13 protein-coding genes are annotated in these 15,765 nt (G+C 65.0%); 7 read left to right on the top strand and 6 right to left on the bottom strand.

The features are described from left to right. Nucleotides 1-7: 7 nt before the first annotated feature. From hemF to ACQR1W_RS32260, 4 genes are all read right to left on the bottom strand, one after another. Complete coding sequence (gene hemF, locus ACQR1W_RS32275; RefSeq protein ID WP_434854551.1) at nucleotides 8-892, bottom strand: oxygen-dependent coproporphyrinogen oxidase; 885 nt, start codon at nucleotides 890-892, stop codon at nucleotides 8-10. 19 nt (nucleotides 893-911) lie between these two features. Further along, nucleotides 912-1,280, bottom strand: a complete 369-nt coding sequence (locus ACQR1W_RS32270; protein ID WP_035984181.1) for a 6-pyruvoyl trahydropterin synthase family protein — start codon at nucleotides 1,278-1,280, stop codon at nucleotides 912-914. Between the two features lie 18 nt (nucleotides 1,281-1,298). Next, nucleotides 1,299-1,931: a 7-carboxy-7-deazaguanine synthase gene (gene queE, locus ACQR1W_RS32265; RefSeq protein ID WP_434854550.1), complete on the bottom strand. Its 633-nt coding sequence runs from the start codon at nucleotides 1,929-1,931 to the stop codon at nucleotides 1,299-1,301. Between the two features lie 174 nt (nucleotides 1,932-2,105). Next, nucleotides 2,106-2,564, bottom strand: a complete 459-nt coding sequence (locus ACQR1W_RS32260) for a tRNA (cytidine(34)-2'-O)-methyltransferase (RefSeq protein WP_434854549.1) — start codon at nucleotides 2,562-2,564, stop codon at nucleotides 2,106-2,108. A gap of 279 nt (nucleotides 2,565-2,843) precedes the next feature. Here ACQR1W_RS32260 and petA point away from each other — a divergent pair, with 279 nt between their 5' ends. The 4 genes from petA to ACQR1W_RS32240 all read left to right on the top strand — a co-directional run bounded on the left by petA (nucleotide 2,844) and on the right by ACQR1W_RS32240 (nucleotide 8,674). Next, a complete protein-coding gene (gene petA / locus ACQR1W_RS32255; protein ID WP_434854621.1) occupies nucleotides 2,844-3,374 on the top strand; it encodes a ubiquinol-cytochrome c reductase iron-sulfur subunit in 531 nt (176 codons plus the stop codon). Nucleotides 3,375-3,434: 60 nt separating this feature from the next. Then, the gene (locus tag ACQR1W_RS32250; protein ID WP_008974703.1) at nucleotides 3,435-5,507 is read left to right on the top strand and encodes a cytochrome c1; all 2,073 of its coding nucleotides are present in this window, start codon (nucleotides 3,435-3,437) and stop codon (nucleotides 5,505-5,507) included. A gap of 152 nt (nucleotides 5,508-5,659) precedes the next feature. Beyond that, nucleotides 5,660-7,858, top strand: a complete 2,199-nt coding sequence (locus ACQR1W_RS32245) for a tetratricopeptide repeat protein (protein WP_434854548.1) — start codon at nucleotides 5,660-5,662, stop codon at nucleotides 7,856-7,858. Nucleotides 7,859-7,999: 141 nt separating this feature from the next. After that, nucleotides 8,000-8,674, top strand: coding sequence for a dienelactone hydrolase family protein (locus tag ACQR1W_RS32240; RefSeq protein WP_008974705.1), 675 nt, complete (start codon nucleotides 8,000-8,002; stop codon nucleotides 8,672-8,674). A gap of 232 nt (nucleotides 8,675-8,906) precedes the next feature. Here ACQR1W_RS32240 and ACQR1W_RS32235 read toward each other — a convergent pair whose 3' ends face one another. Continuing rightward, nucleotides 8,907-10,136 (bottom strand): MFS transporter, encoded by a 1,230-nt coding sequence (locus ACQR1W_RS32235; RefSeq protein ID WP_434854547.1) that lies wholly within the window; start codon nucleotides 10,134-10,136, stop codon nucleotides 8,907-8,909. A 324-nt stretch (nucleotides 10,137-10,460) separates the two neighbouring features. Next, nucleotides 10,461-10,721, bottom strand: a complete 261-nt coding sequence (locus tag ACQR1W_RS32230; protein ID WP_434854546.1) for a hypothetical protein — start codon at nucleotides 10,719-10,721, stop codon at nucleotides 10,461-10,463. Between the two features lie 295 nt (nucleotides 10,722-11,016). Between ACQR1W_RS32230 and ACQR1W_RS32225 the strand changes: the two genes are divergently transcribed. The 3 genes from ACQR1W_RS32225 (at nucleotide 11,017) to ACQR1W_RS32215 (ending at nucleotide 15,712) form a co-directional block, all read left to right on the top strand. Continuing rightward, the gene (locus ACQR1W_RS32225; RefSeq protein WP_434854545.1) at nucleotides 11,017-12,069 is read left to right on the top strand and encodes a hypothetical protein; all 1,053 of its coding nucleotides are present in this window, start codon (nucleotides 11,017-11,019) and stop codon (nucleotides 12,067-12,069) included. Nucleotides 12,070-12,226: 157 nt separating this feature from the next. Next, entirely contained in the window at nucleotides 12,227-12,544 is a 318-nt protein-coding gene (locus ACQR1W_RS32220) for a hypothetical protein (protein ID WP_434854544.1), read from the top strand. A gap of 1,002 nt (nucleotides 12,545-13,546) precedes the next feature. Further along, nucleotides 13,547-15,712, top strand: a complete 2,166-nt coding sequence (locus ACQR1W_RS32215; protein ID WP_434854543.1) for an anthranilate synthase component I — start codon at nucleotides 13,547-13,549, stop codon at nucleotides 15,710-15,712. The last annotated feature ends 53 nt before the right edge of the window (nucleotides 15,713-15,765 follow it).

Genomic DNA, 15,765 nt, shown 5'->3' with positions numbered 1-15,765 from the left:
GTCAAGTTTACGGCCATTTCACCTCGGGCGGCATCGACGACAGGATGGACTCGACATTGCCGCCGGTTTTGAGCCCGAAGGTGGTGCCGCGGTCATAGAGCAGGTTGAACTCGACATAGCGCCCGCGGCGGATCAACTGCTCCTCGCGATCGGCCTCGGTCCAGGGCGTCGAGAAGTTGCGCCGCACCAGTTCGGGATAGATCGCAAGGAAGGCACGGCCGACATCCTGCGTGAAGGCGAAATCGGCGCTCCAGTCGCCGGAGTCATGATGGTCGTAGAAGATGCCGCCGATGCCGCGCGGCTCCTTCCGGTGCGGCAGATAGAAATATTCGTCGCACCATTTCTTGTACCACTCATAGTCGGCAACGGGATGGGCGCCGCAGGCTTTCTTCATGGCGGCATGGAAGGCGACCGTGTCCGGGTCCTCCTGATTGCGTCGGCGATCGAGCACCGGCGTCAAATCTGCGCCGCCGCCGAACCAGGCTTTGGTTGTCACGACAAAACGCGTGTTCATGTGCACGGCGGGCACATGTGGTGACCACATATGGGCGATCAGTGAGATGCCGGACGCCCAGAACCGCGGATCGTCCGCGGCGCCCGGAATCTGGCTGCGGAATTCGGGGCCGAACTCGCCATGCACGGTGGAGCAGTGCACGCCGACCTTCTCGAACAGCCGGCCATGCATCATGCCCATCACGCCGCCGCCGCCCTTGGCGCCGGAATGGTCGGTGCGCTCCCAGGGTGTGCGGACGAAGCGGCCGGGCGTCCCCGGATAGAGCTCAGGAGGCGCCTCGTCCTCCAGCCGCTCGAAGGCCAGGCAGATGTCGTCGCGCAGGCGCTCGAACCAGGCTCGCGCGGTCGCCTTGCGGTGCTCGATTGCGGCGATGTCCATTGGCCTTCCCCTGACCGACCTATGCTTCGGGCCCATAATACGTGCAGGTCTCGCGGCAACTGTCGCGATGGACGCTGACCTTGGTGACATGGCCGATATGCCGGACCCGCTCGTAGATGAACCGCGACAGGTTCTCGAGCGTCGGCAATCCGATCGCCTCGATCTTGTTCAGGAACTTGTGATCGAGCATCTTCTGGATCTCGGCTAGGCGTTCCGTCAGCACGCCGAAATCGACCACCATGCCGGTGTCCGGATTGGTCGTATTGCCGCGCACCGTCACCTCGGCGCGGAAGGAGTGGCCGTGGATCTCCTGGCTGGCTTCGCCGAGCGTCGTAATCGGCAGCGTATGCGCGGCCTCGAAGGTGAACGATTTGGTCAATTCCCACATCGTGAACGTCAAAATCCTCTATCTAATCCCGATCATCTTGTGCGTCTGCAGGCTGAGCCGCCATTGCGGATGCCGCATGCAATAGTCGATCGTGCGCGCGGTGTTCTCGGCCGCATCAGGCCCGTCCATCGGTTGCAGCGAGAAGCGCTCGAAGGACAGCCGCTCGAACTCCTCAGGCGCCGCGCCTCGTTGCGGGTACACCAGCTTCAATTCGTGGCCGTGACGGAGCTTCAGCTCCGCGCCCGCCTTCGGGCTGACGCAGATCCAGTCGATGCCCGCAGGCGGCTCCAGCGTGCCGTTGGTCTCGATCCCGACCGCGAAGCCGCGGGCGTGAAGGGCATCGATCAGCGCCGCATCCACCTGCAGCAGCGGTTCGCCGCCGGTCAGGATCGTATAGCGCTCGGCCTCGCCCCCTGTCCATTGCGCCGCGATGGTTTCGGCGAGCGCGTCGGCGGTCGCATAGCGGCCGCCGAGCGTGCCGTCGGTGCCGACAAAGTCAGTGTCGCAGAACCGGCAGACGGCGCTTTCGCGGTCCTGCTCGCGGCCGCTCCAGAGATTGCAGCCGGCGAAGCGGCAGAATACGGCGGCGCGGCCGGCATGGGCGCCTTCGCCCTGCAGCGTCATGAAGATCTCTTTGACCGCGTAGCTCACCGAAACTCCTCCGCGTTTTGCAACTCGCTGCCGCAAGCGTTTGGTCGGGTGGGCCAAGCGACCTGTCCGCCATAGCCCGAAGGGCGACGGCGGAAGCGTGCCCACCGTTGATCCGCTAGCTTGGCAGGCGGTGGCCACGGCGCTGGCACCTCCGCCCTCCCTATGGAGCGCAGATCAGGCCGCTCCATGCCGTGTCTGCCGGAGCGCTTCGCCGACCGCCATCGCCGCCGCCATGGCCACATTGAGCGAGCGCAGCCCCGGCTGCAGCGGGATCAAGAGCCGCGCATCGGCGATCTCCGCCACCTCCGGCGGCACGCCGGCACTCTCGCGCCCGAACAGCAGGATATCGTCCGCCCGATAGCCGAAATCCAGGTACGATCTTGCGCCCTTGGTCGTGAAAAGCAGCAGGCGGTGACCCCGCTTGGCCCGCCACGCTTCGAAGGCGGTCCAGGAGTCGTGTCGCAGCCACGTCACGTGGTTCAGATAGTCCATTCCCGCGCGACGGAAAAGCCGGTCGGAGACCGGAAAACCCGCCGGTTCTATCACATGTGCGGCCACGCCGAGGCAGGCGCAGAGCCGCAGAATCGTACCCGTGTTCTGCGGAATGTCCGGCTGGTACAGCGCGATCTGCATGCGAACGAATCTCAGGGGCTCTAAGAAAAATGATGCCGAAAATCCGCTTGTCGCAGCGGATGTGGTGCATGGCGGGCGAAGGGGCCGATAGCGGGCTTGCGCTCGTATCGCAAGGGTGCCAATAGAACGATTCTGGACGGGGTGTTCCACCAGGGGCGGTGGAGCGCGCCTATTTCTGCCGCCGCGGGGGACGCGGGCGCCGGCAGGCATCTCCCGAAGACGTGGTTTGGACGTCGCTTGGGGCGGTTCCACCGGCTGCAACGATAAGAAAGGGTTGGAATCGTGACAGCGTCTACTGTGGACCATCCGACACGCCGGGATTTCCTGTTCGTCGCCACCGGGGCGGTGGCGGCCGTCGGAGGAGTGGCCACGCTCTGGCCGTTCATTTCCCAGATGAACCCTGATGCCTCGACCATCGCCGCCGGCGCGCCGATCGAGGTCGATCTCGCTCCCGTGGCCGAAGGTCAGGACATCAAGGTGTTCTGGCGCGGCAAGCCGATCTACATCTCCCACCGCACCAAGAAGCAGGTCGAGGAGGTGCGCTCAGTGCCGCTCTCCAACCTGCCGGATCCCGCCACCGACCAGTCCCGCACCAAGGACGGCCACGAGCAGTGGCTGGTTGTGATCGGCATCTGCACTCATCTTGGCTGCATCCCGATCGCGCATGAAGGCAATTACGACGGCTTCTTCTGCCCGTGCCACGGTTCGCAGTACGACGCCTCGGGCCGCATCCGCCAGGGGCCGGCGCCGCTCAACCTGCCCGTTCCGCCCTACCAGTTCGTTTCCGACACCAAGATCCAGATCGGCTGATCGGGCGCCTTGCCCGACAGCTTTACTGATCATGCCAAGATAATACTTCAGGAACGCATCATGAGTGGACCATCCGACTACCAGCCGAGCCATCCTGCCGTGAAGTGGCTGGAACAGCGACTTCCGATCATCAGCCTGGTCCACTCATCCTTTGTCGCCTATCCGACGCCGCGAAACCTGAACTACTGGTGGACGTTCGGCGCCATCCTCTCGATCATGCTGGGGGTGCAGATCGTCACCGGCATCATCCTGGCGATGCACTACACGCCGCACGCCGATCTCGCCTTCCGCTCGGTCGAATTGATCGTGCGCGACGTCAACTACGGCTGGCTGCTGCGCAACATGCATGCGGCCGGCGCCTCGATGTTCTTCTTCGCCGTCTACATCCACATGTTCCGCGGCCTCTATTACGGGTCGTACAAGGCGCCGCGCGAGGTGTTGTGGATCCTCGGCGTCATCATCTACCTCTTGATGATGGCGACCGGTTTCATGGGCTACGTGCTGCCCTGGGGCCAGATGAGCTTCTGGGGCGCCACCGTCATCACCAACCTGTTCTCGGCCGTGCCCTATTTCGGCGAGAGCATCGTGACCCTGCTGTGGGGCGGCTACTCGGTCGGCAACCCGACGTTGAACCGCTTCTTCTCGCTGCACTATCTGCTGCCGTTCCTGATCGCGGGCGTGGTGGTGCTGCACGTCTGGGCGCTGCACGTGGTCGGCCAGAACAATCCGGCCGGCGTCGAGCCGAAGACCGAGAAGGACATGGTGCCGTTCACGCCCTATGCAACGATCAAGGACTTCTTCGGCGTGTCCTGCTTCCTGATCCTCTATTCCTGGTTCATCTTCTACATGCCGAACTATCTCGGCGACGCCGACAACTACATCCCGGCCAATCCGGGCGTGACGCCGGCCCACATCGTGCCCGAGTGGTACTACCTGCCGTTCTACGCGATCCTGCGCTCGATCCCGAACAAGCTCGCGGGCGTCATCGCGATGTTCTCGGCGATCATCGTGCTGGTGTTCCTGCCCTGGCTCGATTCCGCCAAGACCCGCTCGAACAAGTACCGGCCGCTGGCCAAGCAGTTCTTCTGGATCTTCGTGATCACCTGCATCCTGCTCGGCTATCTCGGTGCCCAGCCGCCGGAGGGCATCTATGTCATCGCCGGCCGCATCCTCACGATCGTATACTTCGCCTATTTCCTGATCGTGCTGCCGCTGCTCGCCCGCATCGAGAAGCCGCGTCCGCTGCCGAACTCGATCGCTGACGACGTGCTGGCCAAGACCGGCCGCGCGACGGCTCCGATGGTCTCGACGCTGATCGCACTGTTTGTCGCCAGCACGCTGTTTGTCGGCGGCACCGGCCAGGCCCGCGCCGCCGAGAACCAGGAGACGCCGCCCTCGCTGAGCTGGTCGTTCGCCGGCCCCTTCGGCACCTATGACCGCGGCGCGCTGCAGCGCGGCCTGAAGGTCTACAAGGAGGTCTGCTCGAACTGCCACTCGCTGTCCTATGTGGCGTTCCGCAATCTGTCCGAGCCCGGCGGCCCCGGTTACTCGCCGGCCCAGGCTGCCGCCTTCGCCGCGGACTACAAGATCAAGGATGGCCCCAACGATGCCGGCGACATGTTCGAGCGTCCGGGCCGGGTCGCTGATTACTTCCCATCGCCGTTCCCGAACGAGCAGGCGGCGCGCGCGGCCAATGGCGGCGCAGCGCCTCCGGACCTGTCGCTGATCGCCAAGGCCCGGTCTTATGAGCGCGGCTTCCCCTGGTTCATCTTCGACTTCTTCACCCAGTTCCAGGAGCAGGGCCCGAATTATGTCGCGGCGCTGATGCAGGGATTCGAGAGCACTCCGCCGGCCGGTGTCACGATCCCTGAGGGCTCGTACTACAACAAGTACTTCCCGGGCCATGCGATCAAGATGCCGCCGCCGCTGTCCGACGGCCAGGTGACCTTCGATGACGGCTCGCCCGCGACCGTGCAGCAATACGCCCGTGACGTCGCGACGTTCCTGATGTGGACCGCGGAGCCGCACATGGAAGCGCGCAAGCGGCTGGGCTATCAGGTCTTCGTGTTCCTGATCATCTTCGCCGGGTTGATGTATTTCACCAAGAAGCGGGTCTGGGCAGCCGCGCACTGACGCGCCCGGACCGAGCCTCAGACGATCTGAAAAAGCCCCTGCGGGGGCTTTTTGTTTGGGGCAGGGCATTTCTCTCCGAGGCGGCCGCACTAGCCAGAATCCGCGCGAGTCAGATAGAGCGGGGTGATCCCATCCGGATCAGGCGCCTCGGCATGAAAACCGTCTCCCTCACCGTCTCGCAGGTTTTCGATATCGCCCTGAAAGCCTATGCCGCGGGCAAGCTCGGCCAGGCCGAGAAGACCTGCCTCAAGATCCTGTCGGCGGACCCGGCCTCCGCCATCACTCTCAATTTGCTTGGCGTGATCCATATGGCGCGCGGCCGCAACCAGCTGGCGCTCGCGCATTACGACCGGGCGCTGGCGTTGCGCCCGGATTTCGTGGAGGCCTGGAGCAATCGCGGCGCGCTGTTGAAGGCGATGGGACGGCAGGCCGACGCTCTGGAGAGTTTCGATCGCGCGCTTGCGCTGCGCGCGGATCATGCCGGTGTGATCAACAACCGCGCCGGCGTGCTGCAGGAGCTCGGGCGGTTCGACGAGGCGCTGGCTGACTATGACCGCGCGCTGGCGTTGCAGCCGGCCTATCCCGAGGCGCTGAACAATCGCGGCGTGGTGCTGCAGGCCCTTGGCCGGCATGTCGAGGCGTTGGAGAGCTACGCGAAGGCGCTCGCGCTTCGCCCCGATTTCGTCGAGGCGCTCGTCAATCGCGGTCTCACCTACAGCGAGCTCGCGCGTTTCGAGGAGGCGTTGGCGGACTATGACGGCGCGCTGGCCCTGCAGCCGAAGCATGTCGATGTGTTGAACAACCGCGCCATCGCGCTGCGCCGGCTTGGGCGGCCGGAGGAGGCGCTGGCCAGCCATAACGCCGCGCTGGCGCTGCGGCCGAAGGATCCGAAAGCCCTGGTCAGTCGCGGCCTCACGCTGCACGATTTGAAGCGCACCGACGAGGCGCAGGCCGACTACGACCGCGCGATTGCGCTGCAGCCCGGCCACGTCGACGCCTTCGTCAACCGCGGCGCCCTGTTGCACGAGCTCGGGCGCCACGACGAGGCTCTGCGGAGCTTCGAGCGCGCGCTGGCGCTCCAGCCGGACAACGTCCACGCACTCACCAATCGCGGTGTCGTCCTGCACGATCTGGCACGCTATGGTGAGGCGCTGGCCGACCACGATCAGGCGATCTCGATCCAGCCGGGCGATGCCGCGGCGCTGAACAATCGCGGCGTCACCTTGCACAAGCTGCGGCGGCTGGAAGAGGCGTTGGCGAGCCAGGACCAGGCGATCTCGGCACGGCCGGACTATCCCGAGGCGCTCGTCAATCGCGGCATCATTCTCTACGACCTCAAGCGGTTCGATGAGGTGCGCGCGAGCTACGATCGGGCGCTGGCGCTGCGTCCGGATTACGCCGATGCGCACTTCCTCAAAGGCCTCGCCAGTCTCGTCAGCGGTGATTTCGCGCAAGGATGGGCGGGCTATGAGTGGCGGCACCAGGCGCCCGTCGCGCGGCTGACCCCGCGCGCGCTGCCGCAGCCGTCATGGCGCGGCGAGGACATCGCCGGCAAAACCATCCTGCTGCACGGCGAGCAGGGCTTTGGCGACTCGATCCAGTTCTGCCGTTATGTCCCGCTGGTCGAAGCACGCGGCGCGCGCGTCGTGCTGGAGGTCGACACGCCGCTCGCACGCCTGATGCAGACGCTTGGCGGCGCGCATGAGGTCATCGCCAAGGGCGATCCGCTGCCGGATGTCGACATCCGCTGTCCGCTGCCCAGCCTGCCGCTGGCGTTCGAGACCCGGGTGGACACGATCCCCGCCGATGGTCCTTACCTGTCGGCCCCGGACCATGCCGTGGAGGCCTGGGCGCCGCTGCTCGGCAACGCGCGCCCACTGAAGATCGGGCTCGCCTGGGCCGGCAATCCCAACCATGTTCGCGATCGCGAGCGGTCGATGGACCTTCGCCATCTGCTGCCGCTGTTTGAGGTGAACGCGACCTTCGTGAGCCTGCAAAAACTGCTTCGTGACGGCGAAGCCGAGCTGCTGGTGCAGCACGGCGTTCTCGATGTCAGCGATCAGCTGCATGATTTCGCCGACACGGCGGCGCTGATCTCCCAGCTTGATCTCGTCATCGCGGTCGATACTGGCGTTGCGCATCTTGCCGGCGCGCTCGGCAAGCCGGTCTGGATCATGCTGACCCACGCGCCGGATTGGCGTTGGCTGCTCGACCGCGACGACAGCCCCTGGTATCCGACCGCGCGGCTGTTCCGGCAGGGCGAGGGCCGCGACTGGGCCGGGGTGATCGCGCAGGTGCGCGCGTCGCTCAATGATGTCCACGCGCGCAGGGGCGCGTCGGCGGCGGCTTAGCGCTCGCGCCGTTGTCGGCCTGTCACACCTGTCCGCTAACCCGCGCGAGGACGTGACCGTGGCAGCGGTTGCCTGATCCGTCCGCAGCGGCCAGAATGCCGGCAAACCGTACCCCTCGAAACGTAGAACCGGAGGACATCCATGGGCACCGTCATCACCTTCAAGCGTCCGGATGGCAAGGATGCGAGCGGCTATCTCGCCAATGCGGCCGGTGGCAATGCGCCCGGCGTGGTCGTGATCCAGGAATGGTGGGGTCTGCAGGAGCAGATCAAGGGTATGTGCGACCGCTTTGCGCTGGCCGGTTTCGATGCGCTGGCGCCCGATCTCTACAAGGGCAAGGTGGTGCCTTATCACGACTCCGATGCCGCAGGCCGCGAGATGAACTCGCTCGACTTCATGGATGCGACCACGCAGACGGTCCGTGGCGCCGCGCAATATCTCGCGCGCAACGGCGCCAAGGTCGGGCTGACCGGTTTCTGCATGGGCGGTGCGGTGACGATCATCGGCGCCGCCAAGATCTCGGAACTCACCGCCGGCGTCGTGTTCTACGGCATTCCGCCGGAGCAGGCTGCCAAGCCGGCCGACGTGAAGATTCCGCTGCAGGGGCATTTCGCCAACAAGGACGATTGGTGCACCCCGGCCGCGGTCGATGCTTTCGAGAAGGCGATGAAGGCGGCCGGCAAGTCGCTCGAGCTCTATCGCTACGACGCCGAGCACGGCTTCGCGAACGAGCAGCGCGTCTCCGTGCATGACCGCGAATGCGCCGAGCTGGCCTGGGGCCGGGCGACGGCGTATTTCCACAAGCATCTGGGGTGATGCGCAGTCAGTGTGTGTGTGTCGTTAGCGCGGCAATCTCAACTGTCGTCCCGGCCTTGAGCCGGGACCCATACACACCGCCGACAGTCGTTTGAGCATGCTAGAGCCACAGCACAGCTCTCACCACAGCCGCAAGTGGTTCTGGGTCCCGGCTCAAGGCCGGGACGACACCAATCGTGTGGCTTTCGGCCGACGACATCTCCCCGCGCCGAATTCGTCTTATCGCCCGGGACTAAGCCGCGCGCGACAACCTCTCTTCGGTGCGCTTCGGCCGATCTGTCAGCAGCGACACGCCCCAGATGATGAGGCCGCAGATCGCCAGCGCGGCGCCGACCCATCCGGTCGCGGGGAAGCCGAGCCCGGCTGATAGCGCAAGTCCTGCGAGCCAGGGACCTAGCGCATTGGCGGTGTTGAATGCGGAGTGATTGAGCGCGGCGGCCAAAGTCTGCGCATCCTCGGCGACGTCCATCAGGCGGGTCTGCAGCACGGTGCCGAGCCCGCCGCCACAGCCGATCAGGAACACGACCGCTGCCAGCGTCCAGACACTTCCGGTCGCAAACGGATACAAGGCGAGCGCGAACGCGCTCCAGACCAGGGTCCCGCCGGCCGCGCGCATGACACCGCGATCCGCCGCCCAGGCGCAGGCGAGATTGCCGATCGTCAGGCCAAAGCCGAACACCGTCAGCATCACGGGAATTGCCGATGGTGGCGCGTGCGTGACCTCCAGCAGGGTCGACGCGAGATAAGTGTAGACCGCGAACATGCCGCCGAAGCCGATCGCGCCGGTGGCCAGCGTCAGCCACACCTGGCCGCGCCTGAGAGCGCCGAGCTCGCGCAGGGGGCTTGCGCCCTTCAGCGGCGCCCCATAGGGCGCATAAAGCCGCACCAGGGTCGCCGTCAGCAAGGCGAGCAGCGCGGCAAAGCCAAAGCTCCAGCGCCAGCCGATATACTGGCCGATCAGGTTGGCCAGTGGCACGCCGATCATGGTGGCGACAGTCAGCCCGGCAAGCACGCGCGAGACCGCCTGGCTGCGGCGCTCGCGCGGCACCAGCGATGCGGCAACCAGCGCGGCGACGCCAAAATAGGCCCCGTGCGGCAGGCCGGCGACAAAGCGGAACGCCACCAGGAAACCGTAGCTCGGCGCCAGCCCTGAGAGCCCGTTGCCGACTGCGAACAGCAGCATCAGCGACACCAGAAGCGTGCGGCGTGCCAGCCGCGCTGCGAGCACGGCGATGACCGGCGCCCCGACGACCACGCCAAGCGCATAGGCGCTGATGACATGGCCTGCGGTGGTGGCGTCGATGCCGAGATCGGGTGCGAAGTAGGGCACGAGGCTCATCGCGGCGAACTCGGTGGTGCCGATGGCGAAGCCACCGATCGCGAGTGCCAGCAGGACCAGGCCCGGATGATGGAGTTTGGCCACCGGCGCGCGCGCGGCGGGGGATTCAGCGATCATGTCCATGCGAGGCGATCAGCGCGCAAAGCAGCCAATGGACGCTGCGTGCCCGGCGCGGTGGCCGGGATCGGGCACGATGACAGGAGGCATGCGGAGTCCTTGGGAATTGACGGGCGCAGAACCGCGCACCGACAGACGTTGATGTTGCGTCGCAATGTGAGGCGCTCGATCCGCCGAGGGAAGCCCGTGCAGACGGGCGCCTGATATGCGCGGATCACAGGTTCCAGAGGATGGAGCTTGCGCGCGGAGACAGGAAAGTTATCGCAGACGCTGGAGCGAGCAGCCCGTCAGGCCGTCATATGCAGGCGGTGACCACTGCCAGGGAGCATCTCATTCCGCAGCCTCCTCGTCGGCGACGTTGCGGGTCTCATCGCCGCTCGGGGCGGCATCGTCAGATGGGCCGCCCACAGCTTGTCGTTTTGCGGACCGACGCCCCAGCCGGTTGGCTTGGGCCTCGAGAAAGCAATCGAGCAGCGTCTGCTGCTTCGGGAGCGCATGCGACACAGGAGGCTGTTTGCCGCGAGCCATGGTGAATTCTTGGTAGCGGAAGATGGTTAAGGCATTCTTTGCGCCCCTATCGTAAATTGGCAACAGTGTTGCTCGGATATCGCCGCATTTCCGGTACTTTCCGCATCTGTTGGCAACCACAAGTATGTGAACGGGCGGAGTTACATGCGCGCAACATGAGGTTGTCGGGTGCTCTCTGCAGCTCATGGCTGCGCTGGCGCCTGTTGCGATGCCGTCCGATTCGTGGACATCAGCCGATTCGGCGGAACCGAGACGGCGGATCGGGAGCTGCCCTCGAACGCACCAATTCTCCGCACCGGTCCATTTGCGCTGCGATTGCAATCGACAGTAGTGTTCCGACTTCCGATGGAGGTGGGACATGAGCGTGGCCTTCGCGCTGGCCGGCCTGGGCGGGATGAACGCTCATGGCGCCGGTTTTCTCGACACCGCCCGGGCCTGGGGCATCGCGCCGGATCTGGTCACGGCGACCTCGGGCCAGATCATGGTCCTGGCGGAGTGGATGCAGGGGCACGACCTCCGCGCTCAGCTGATCTCGCCGGAGCGCGCCGGTGATCCCGTCGCCCAGGCCCGCACCGTGCTGTTCGGCTATCCCGGCGTGTTTCGGCCGGCCTATGCCGAGGCGCTGTTCCGCTTTGCGGCCGTGCCGGATTGGAGCGAAGGGCTGCTGAATGTGGTGGCCGATCGTCTGCTCCCGGCCCAGCAATATGTCCCGGTGCGGTCGGATGACGAGCTTGGCCACGTCATGACGGTGCTGAACGACAGCCCGGTCGGCGTCGTCTTCAACAGCTATGATCCGCGCTCGGGCGCAGGCCTGCTCTATGGCAACGACGTCGCGCGCCGGCTCTTGCCGCAACAGAAGGCGATTCCCAACACCCGCGCTGCCGCGGCGCTGCATTCGCTGGCCAAGCGCGACCTGCGCTACGCGACCGATGCCGAGCAGGAGCGCAAGATCCTGCCGATCACCATCGAGGCGATCAAATCGGCGCTGTGGCTGTCGCTCTACGGCTTCAAGAATCTACCGGGCGGACAGATGGACGGCGCCTATCACAGGTCCTCCATCATCTCCGAGCTGCACGGCTTCGATCGTATCTTCGCGGTGCGGCCGCTCGCCAATGGCTGGTCCGGCAAGGTGCCGGCCAACTGGTTCGAGGTGCAGGACTGGACCTATGAGATGTGGTTCTCGGTCGGCTACAAGGCCGAGGTCGATACGCTCAAGCGCATCAACGACCTGATCGCCGCCGGCCATCTCATCGATCCGAAATACAAGAGGGTCGATCTAATCGAGATCCAGCCGGAGACGCCCGCCGGCTATTTCAACTACTTCGTCGAGCGCGGCGAAGTCTACGATAACGCGGTCAAGGCGACGGAGCTTAAGTTCAAGGAGCTGGGGCTGACGAGGCCGGGGGCATGAGCGCCGCAACGCCGCGAGGGCAGCTCAACTTGGTGTGCATCATGAAAAAGCGCCGCTCTCGAAAAGAAACTGGTCTGGTGCCAGACGCCATGGTCGAACAGACATGCTATCACCGCAAGCCGATGCAGCGTTAGACGAAGTCCATGAGTGCCCATCCATGTCCGATTTTCAATATCGGTCGCTGAAGTTGACCTGCGTTCTGTGCATACTTAACTTTTTAGTATTCGTTGTCGTTGCGATTGCACTTGGCGGTGATGCCGTCAGCGGCAAGGTGGTTGGCGGAAACTACTATCTCGCAAACAAAGGCAAGCTGACCGAAGTAAGCGCGGCCGTCTTTACCTATAGCCGATGGCACGTCTTCAGCATCTTCTTTACACACCCGCTCGCGATGATGATCGGCTACCGGTTGAAGAAGGAGAAGGCGAGGCGGAAGACAAGTATGGCCGGTGGCGGTCAGTTCGTGACGTTGAGATAAGGGAATGAGGGTTACAGCCTGTGCATGCGCAGACAAACTAAATTCATCAGCCGCATCAAGCTGATTTGGGCTGTCCAGTCCTCACCTCGAAAATATTCTTATTTCTATTTTTCAGTAATCGTGCTTATGTCGACGCATCCCGGCCCGGCACGAGGGGCGCATCGCGATCGTCACGACACGCGGGGTGGGATGCGGTGGGCGCTTCGGGCTGCAGCATGGCATTAGTCGTGCGGACGTACGGCGCGGGCGCACGGCGAAATCGTACGGTCCTGGTCTCCCGACGCTGAGGCTACGCCGGTGGTCATGATGATCCGCTGGTCACGGGGGCAATCAAGCCCGGTCCCCGGGGAGAATACGTATAAGCCGTAAAGCCATCGCGCAGGGAAGGCCGGAGGTCTCGGCCGAACCTGTGGCGACTGCCGCCTGCATTTTTTTTCTGCAGGCGGGCCATGGGGGCGGCGAGCTCCCGGCCTTCCCTGCGCCCTCGACTTTGAAGAGGGCGGTTGCGAAGTTCATCACTCGGGCAGGTCGTGTCGCGAGAATGAAGTTGCATATTCAGTCGTCATGCCCCGCCATCGGGTCTCGCCTTCGGCGAGCCCGACGACAGGCTCCGGCGGGGCATCCAGTACGCCGCGGCTTCTCGATTGGAACGTGGATGCCTCTGGGATACAGGATCGCCCGGTTGAACCGGGCGATGACAGCGGAGCGAGGATGGTGAGCCCGGGCAAAAGTGATGGTGTCCCGTCCGGCCGGTCTATCTGGCTGAAGCCCGTGACCCATCGTTTCGTGCGTAACCGTCCCGCCCTTGACCTCCGTCTTCCGCCGTGGTCTCTAGCCGGCCATGTGCACCGTTGTCCGCCCAGCAAAGCTCTGGTGGCGCACCTTGTAAAAGGTGGCCGGTGCGATTTTTCTGACATGCAATCGCTCGAGGCCGCCACGCAGCGGCGGCCCTCCCGTTTGTCCTGTGTGGCGTTTCCTCGGCAAGTTTCGTAAGAGGACACCATGAACAGGACAGTTTTTTCCCTGCCGGCCTTGAGCGAGTACCGCACCCGCGGCGGGCTTTCCGTCACGCGCGCGGCCGAGCAGTTTTCCGGCGGCGCCAGCCGGCTCGACGACCTGATCAACCTGTTGGACCGCCGTCGCGGCGTGGTGCTGTCCTCCGGCACCACGGTGCCGGGGCGCTATGAGAGCTTCGACCTCGGCTTTGCCGATCCGCCGCTGGTGCTGGAGACCATGGGCACCGATTTCGCCCTGCAGGCGCTGAACCGGCGCGGCGAAGTGCTGATCGCCTTCCTCGGCGCCACCTTGCGCGACCCCGCCGTCGTCATCACAGAACATACGCCGGCGCGGCTGGCCGGCCACATCATCCGCGGACCGGCGCCGGTTGAGGAAGATCAGCGCACCCGCCGCGCCAGCGTGATGTCGCTGGTGCGGGTTCTGATCGCGGCGTTCTCGGCCGGCGACGATTCCTTGCTCGGCCTGTTCGGCGCCTTCGCCTATGACCTCGTGTTCCAGATCGAGGACCTCGTGCAGAAGCGGCCGCGCGAGAAGGATCAGCGCGACATCGTGCTCTATGTGCCGGATCGCCTGCTTGCTTATGACCGCGCCACCGGCCGCGGCGTGATCCTGTCCTACGATTTTGCCTGGAACGGCCAATCCACGGCCGGTCTGCCGCGCGAGACCGACGACAGCATCTATCTGAAGGAGCCGCGCCAGGGCTTTGCCGACCACGCGCCCGGCGAATACCAGGCGACCGTGGAGCTGGCGCGGGCGGCGTTCGCCCGCGGCGACCTGTTCGAGGCGGTGCCGGGACAGCTGTTCGGCGAGCCCTGCGACCGCTCGCCGGCCGAGGTGTTCCAGCGGCTGTGCCGGATCAACCCGTCGCCATATGGCGCGCTGATGAATTTGGGCGAGGGCGAGTTTCTGGTGTCGGCATCGCCGGAAATGTTCGTCCGTTCCGATGGCCGCCGGGTCGAGACCTGCCCGATCTCGGGTACGATTGCGCGCGGGCGCGACGCGATTGGCGATGCCGAGCAGATTCGCCAGCTCCTGAACTCGGAGAAGGACGAGTTCGAGCTCAACATGTGCACCGACGTCGACCGCAACGACAAGGCCCGCATCTGCGTGCCCGGCACCATCAAGGTGCTGGCACGGCGGCAGATCGAGACCTATTCGAAGCTGTTCCACACCGTCGATCACGTGGAGGGCATGCTGCGGCCCGGCTTCGACGCGCTCGATGCGTTTTTGACCCATGCCTGGGCGGTGACCGTGACCGGCGCACCGAAGCTGTGGGCGATGCAGTTCGTCGAGGACCATGAGCGCTCGCCGCGGCGCTGGTATGCCGGCGCCATCGGCGTGGTCAATTTCGACGGCTCGATCAACACCGGGCTCACCATCCGCACCATCCGGATGAAGGACGGCCTCGCCGAAGTGCGGGTCGGCGCCACCTGCCTGTTCGATTCAGACCCGGCCGCCGAGGACCGCGAATGCCAGGTCAAGGCCGCCGCTCTGTTCCAGGCGCTGCGCGGCGATCCACCCAAGCCGCTGTCGTCGACCGCGCCGGACGCCACCGGCTCGGGCAAACAGGTGCTCCTGATCGACCATGACGACAGTTTCGTGCATATGCTGGCCGATTATTTCCGCCAGGTCGGCGCCAACGTCACCGTGGTCCGCTATGTCCATGCGCTGACGATGTTGAAGGAGCGGAGCTGGGACCTGGTCGTGCTCTCGCCCGGTCCGGGCCGGCCGGAAGACTTCAAGATCTCCAGGACCATCGACGCCGCGCTCGACAAGAAGCTGCCGATCTTCGGCGTCTGCCTGGGGCTCCAGGCGATGGGCGAATATTTCGGCGGGCATCTCGGCCAGCTCAGCCAGCCCGCACACGGCCGGCCGTCGCGGGTGCAGGTGCGGGGCGGGCGGCTGATGCAGGGGCTGCCGAACGAGATCGTGATCGGCCGCTACCACTCGCTCTATGTCGAGCGCGAGGGCATGCCGGAGGTGCTGACGGTCACGGCCTCCACGGAAGACGGGGTGGCGATGGCGATCGAGCACACCAGCCTGCCGGTCGGCGGCGTGCAGTTTCATCCGGAGTCGCTGATGTCGCTCGGCGACGCCGTGGGCTTGAAGATCGTGGAGAATGCGTTCCGGCTCAAGCAGCCGGCAAACTAGATCATCCGTCATTGCGAGCGAAGCGAAGCAATCCAGTCTTTGAGCTATCGAAC

This window comes from Bradyrhizobium sp. HKCCYLS1011, from assembly GCF_051167795.1.
Taxonomy (GTDB): Bacteria; Pseudomonadota; Alphaproteobacteria; order Rhizobiales; family Xanthobacteraceae; genus Bradyrhizobium.
This window is presented reverse-complemented; position numbering and strand designations above follow the sequence as displayed.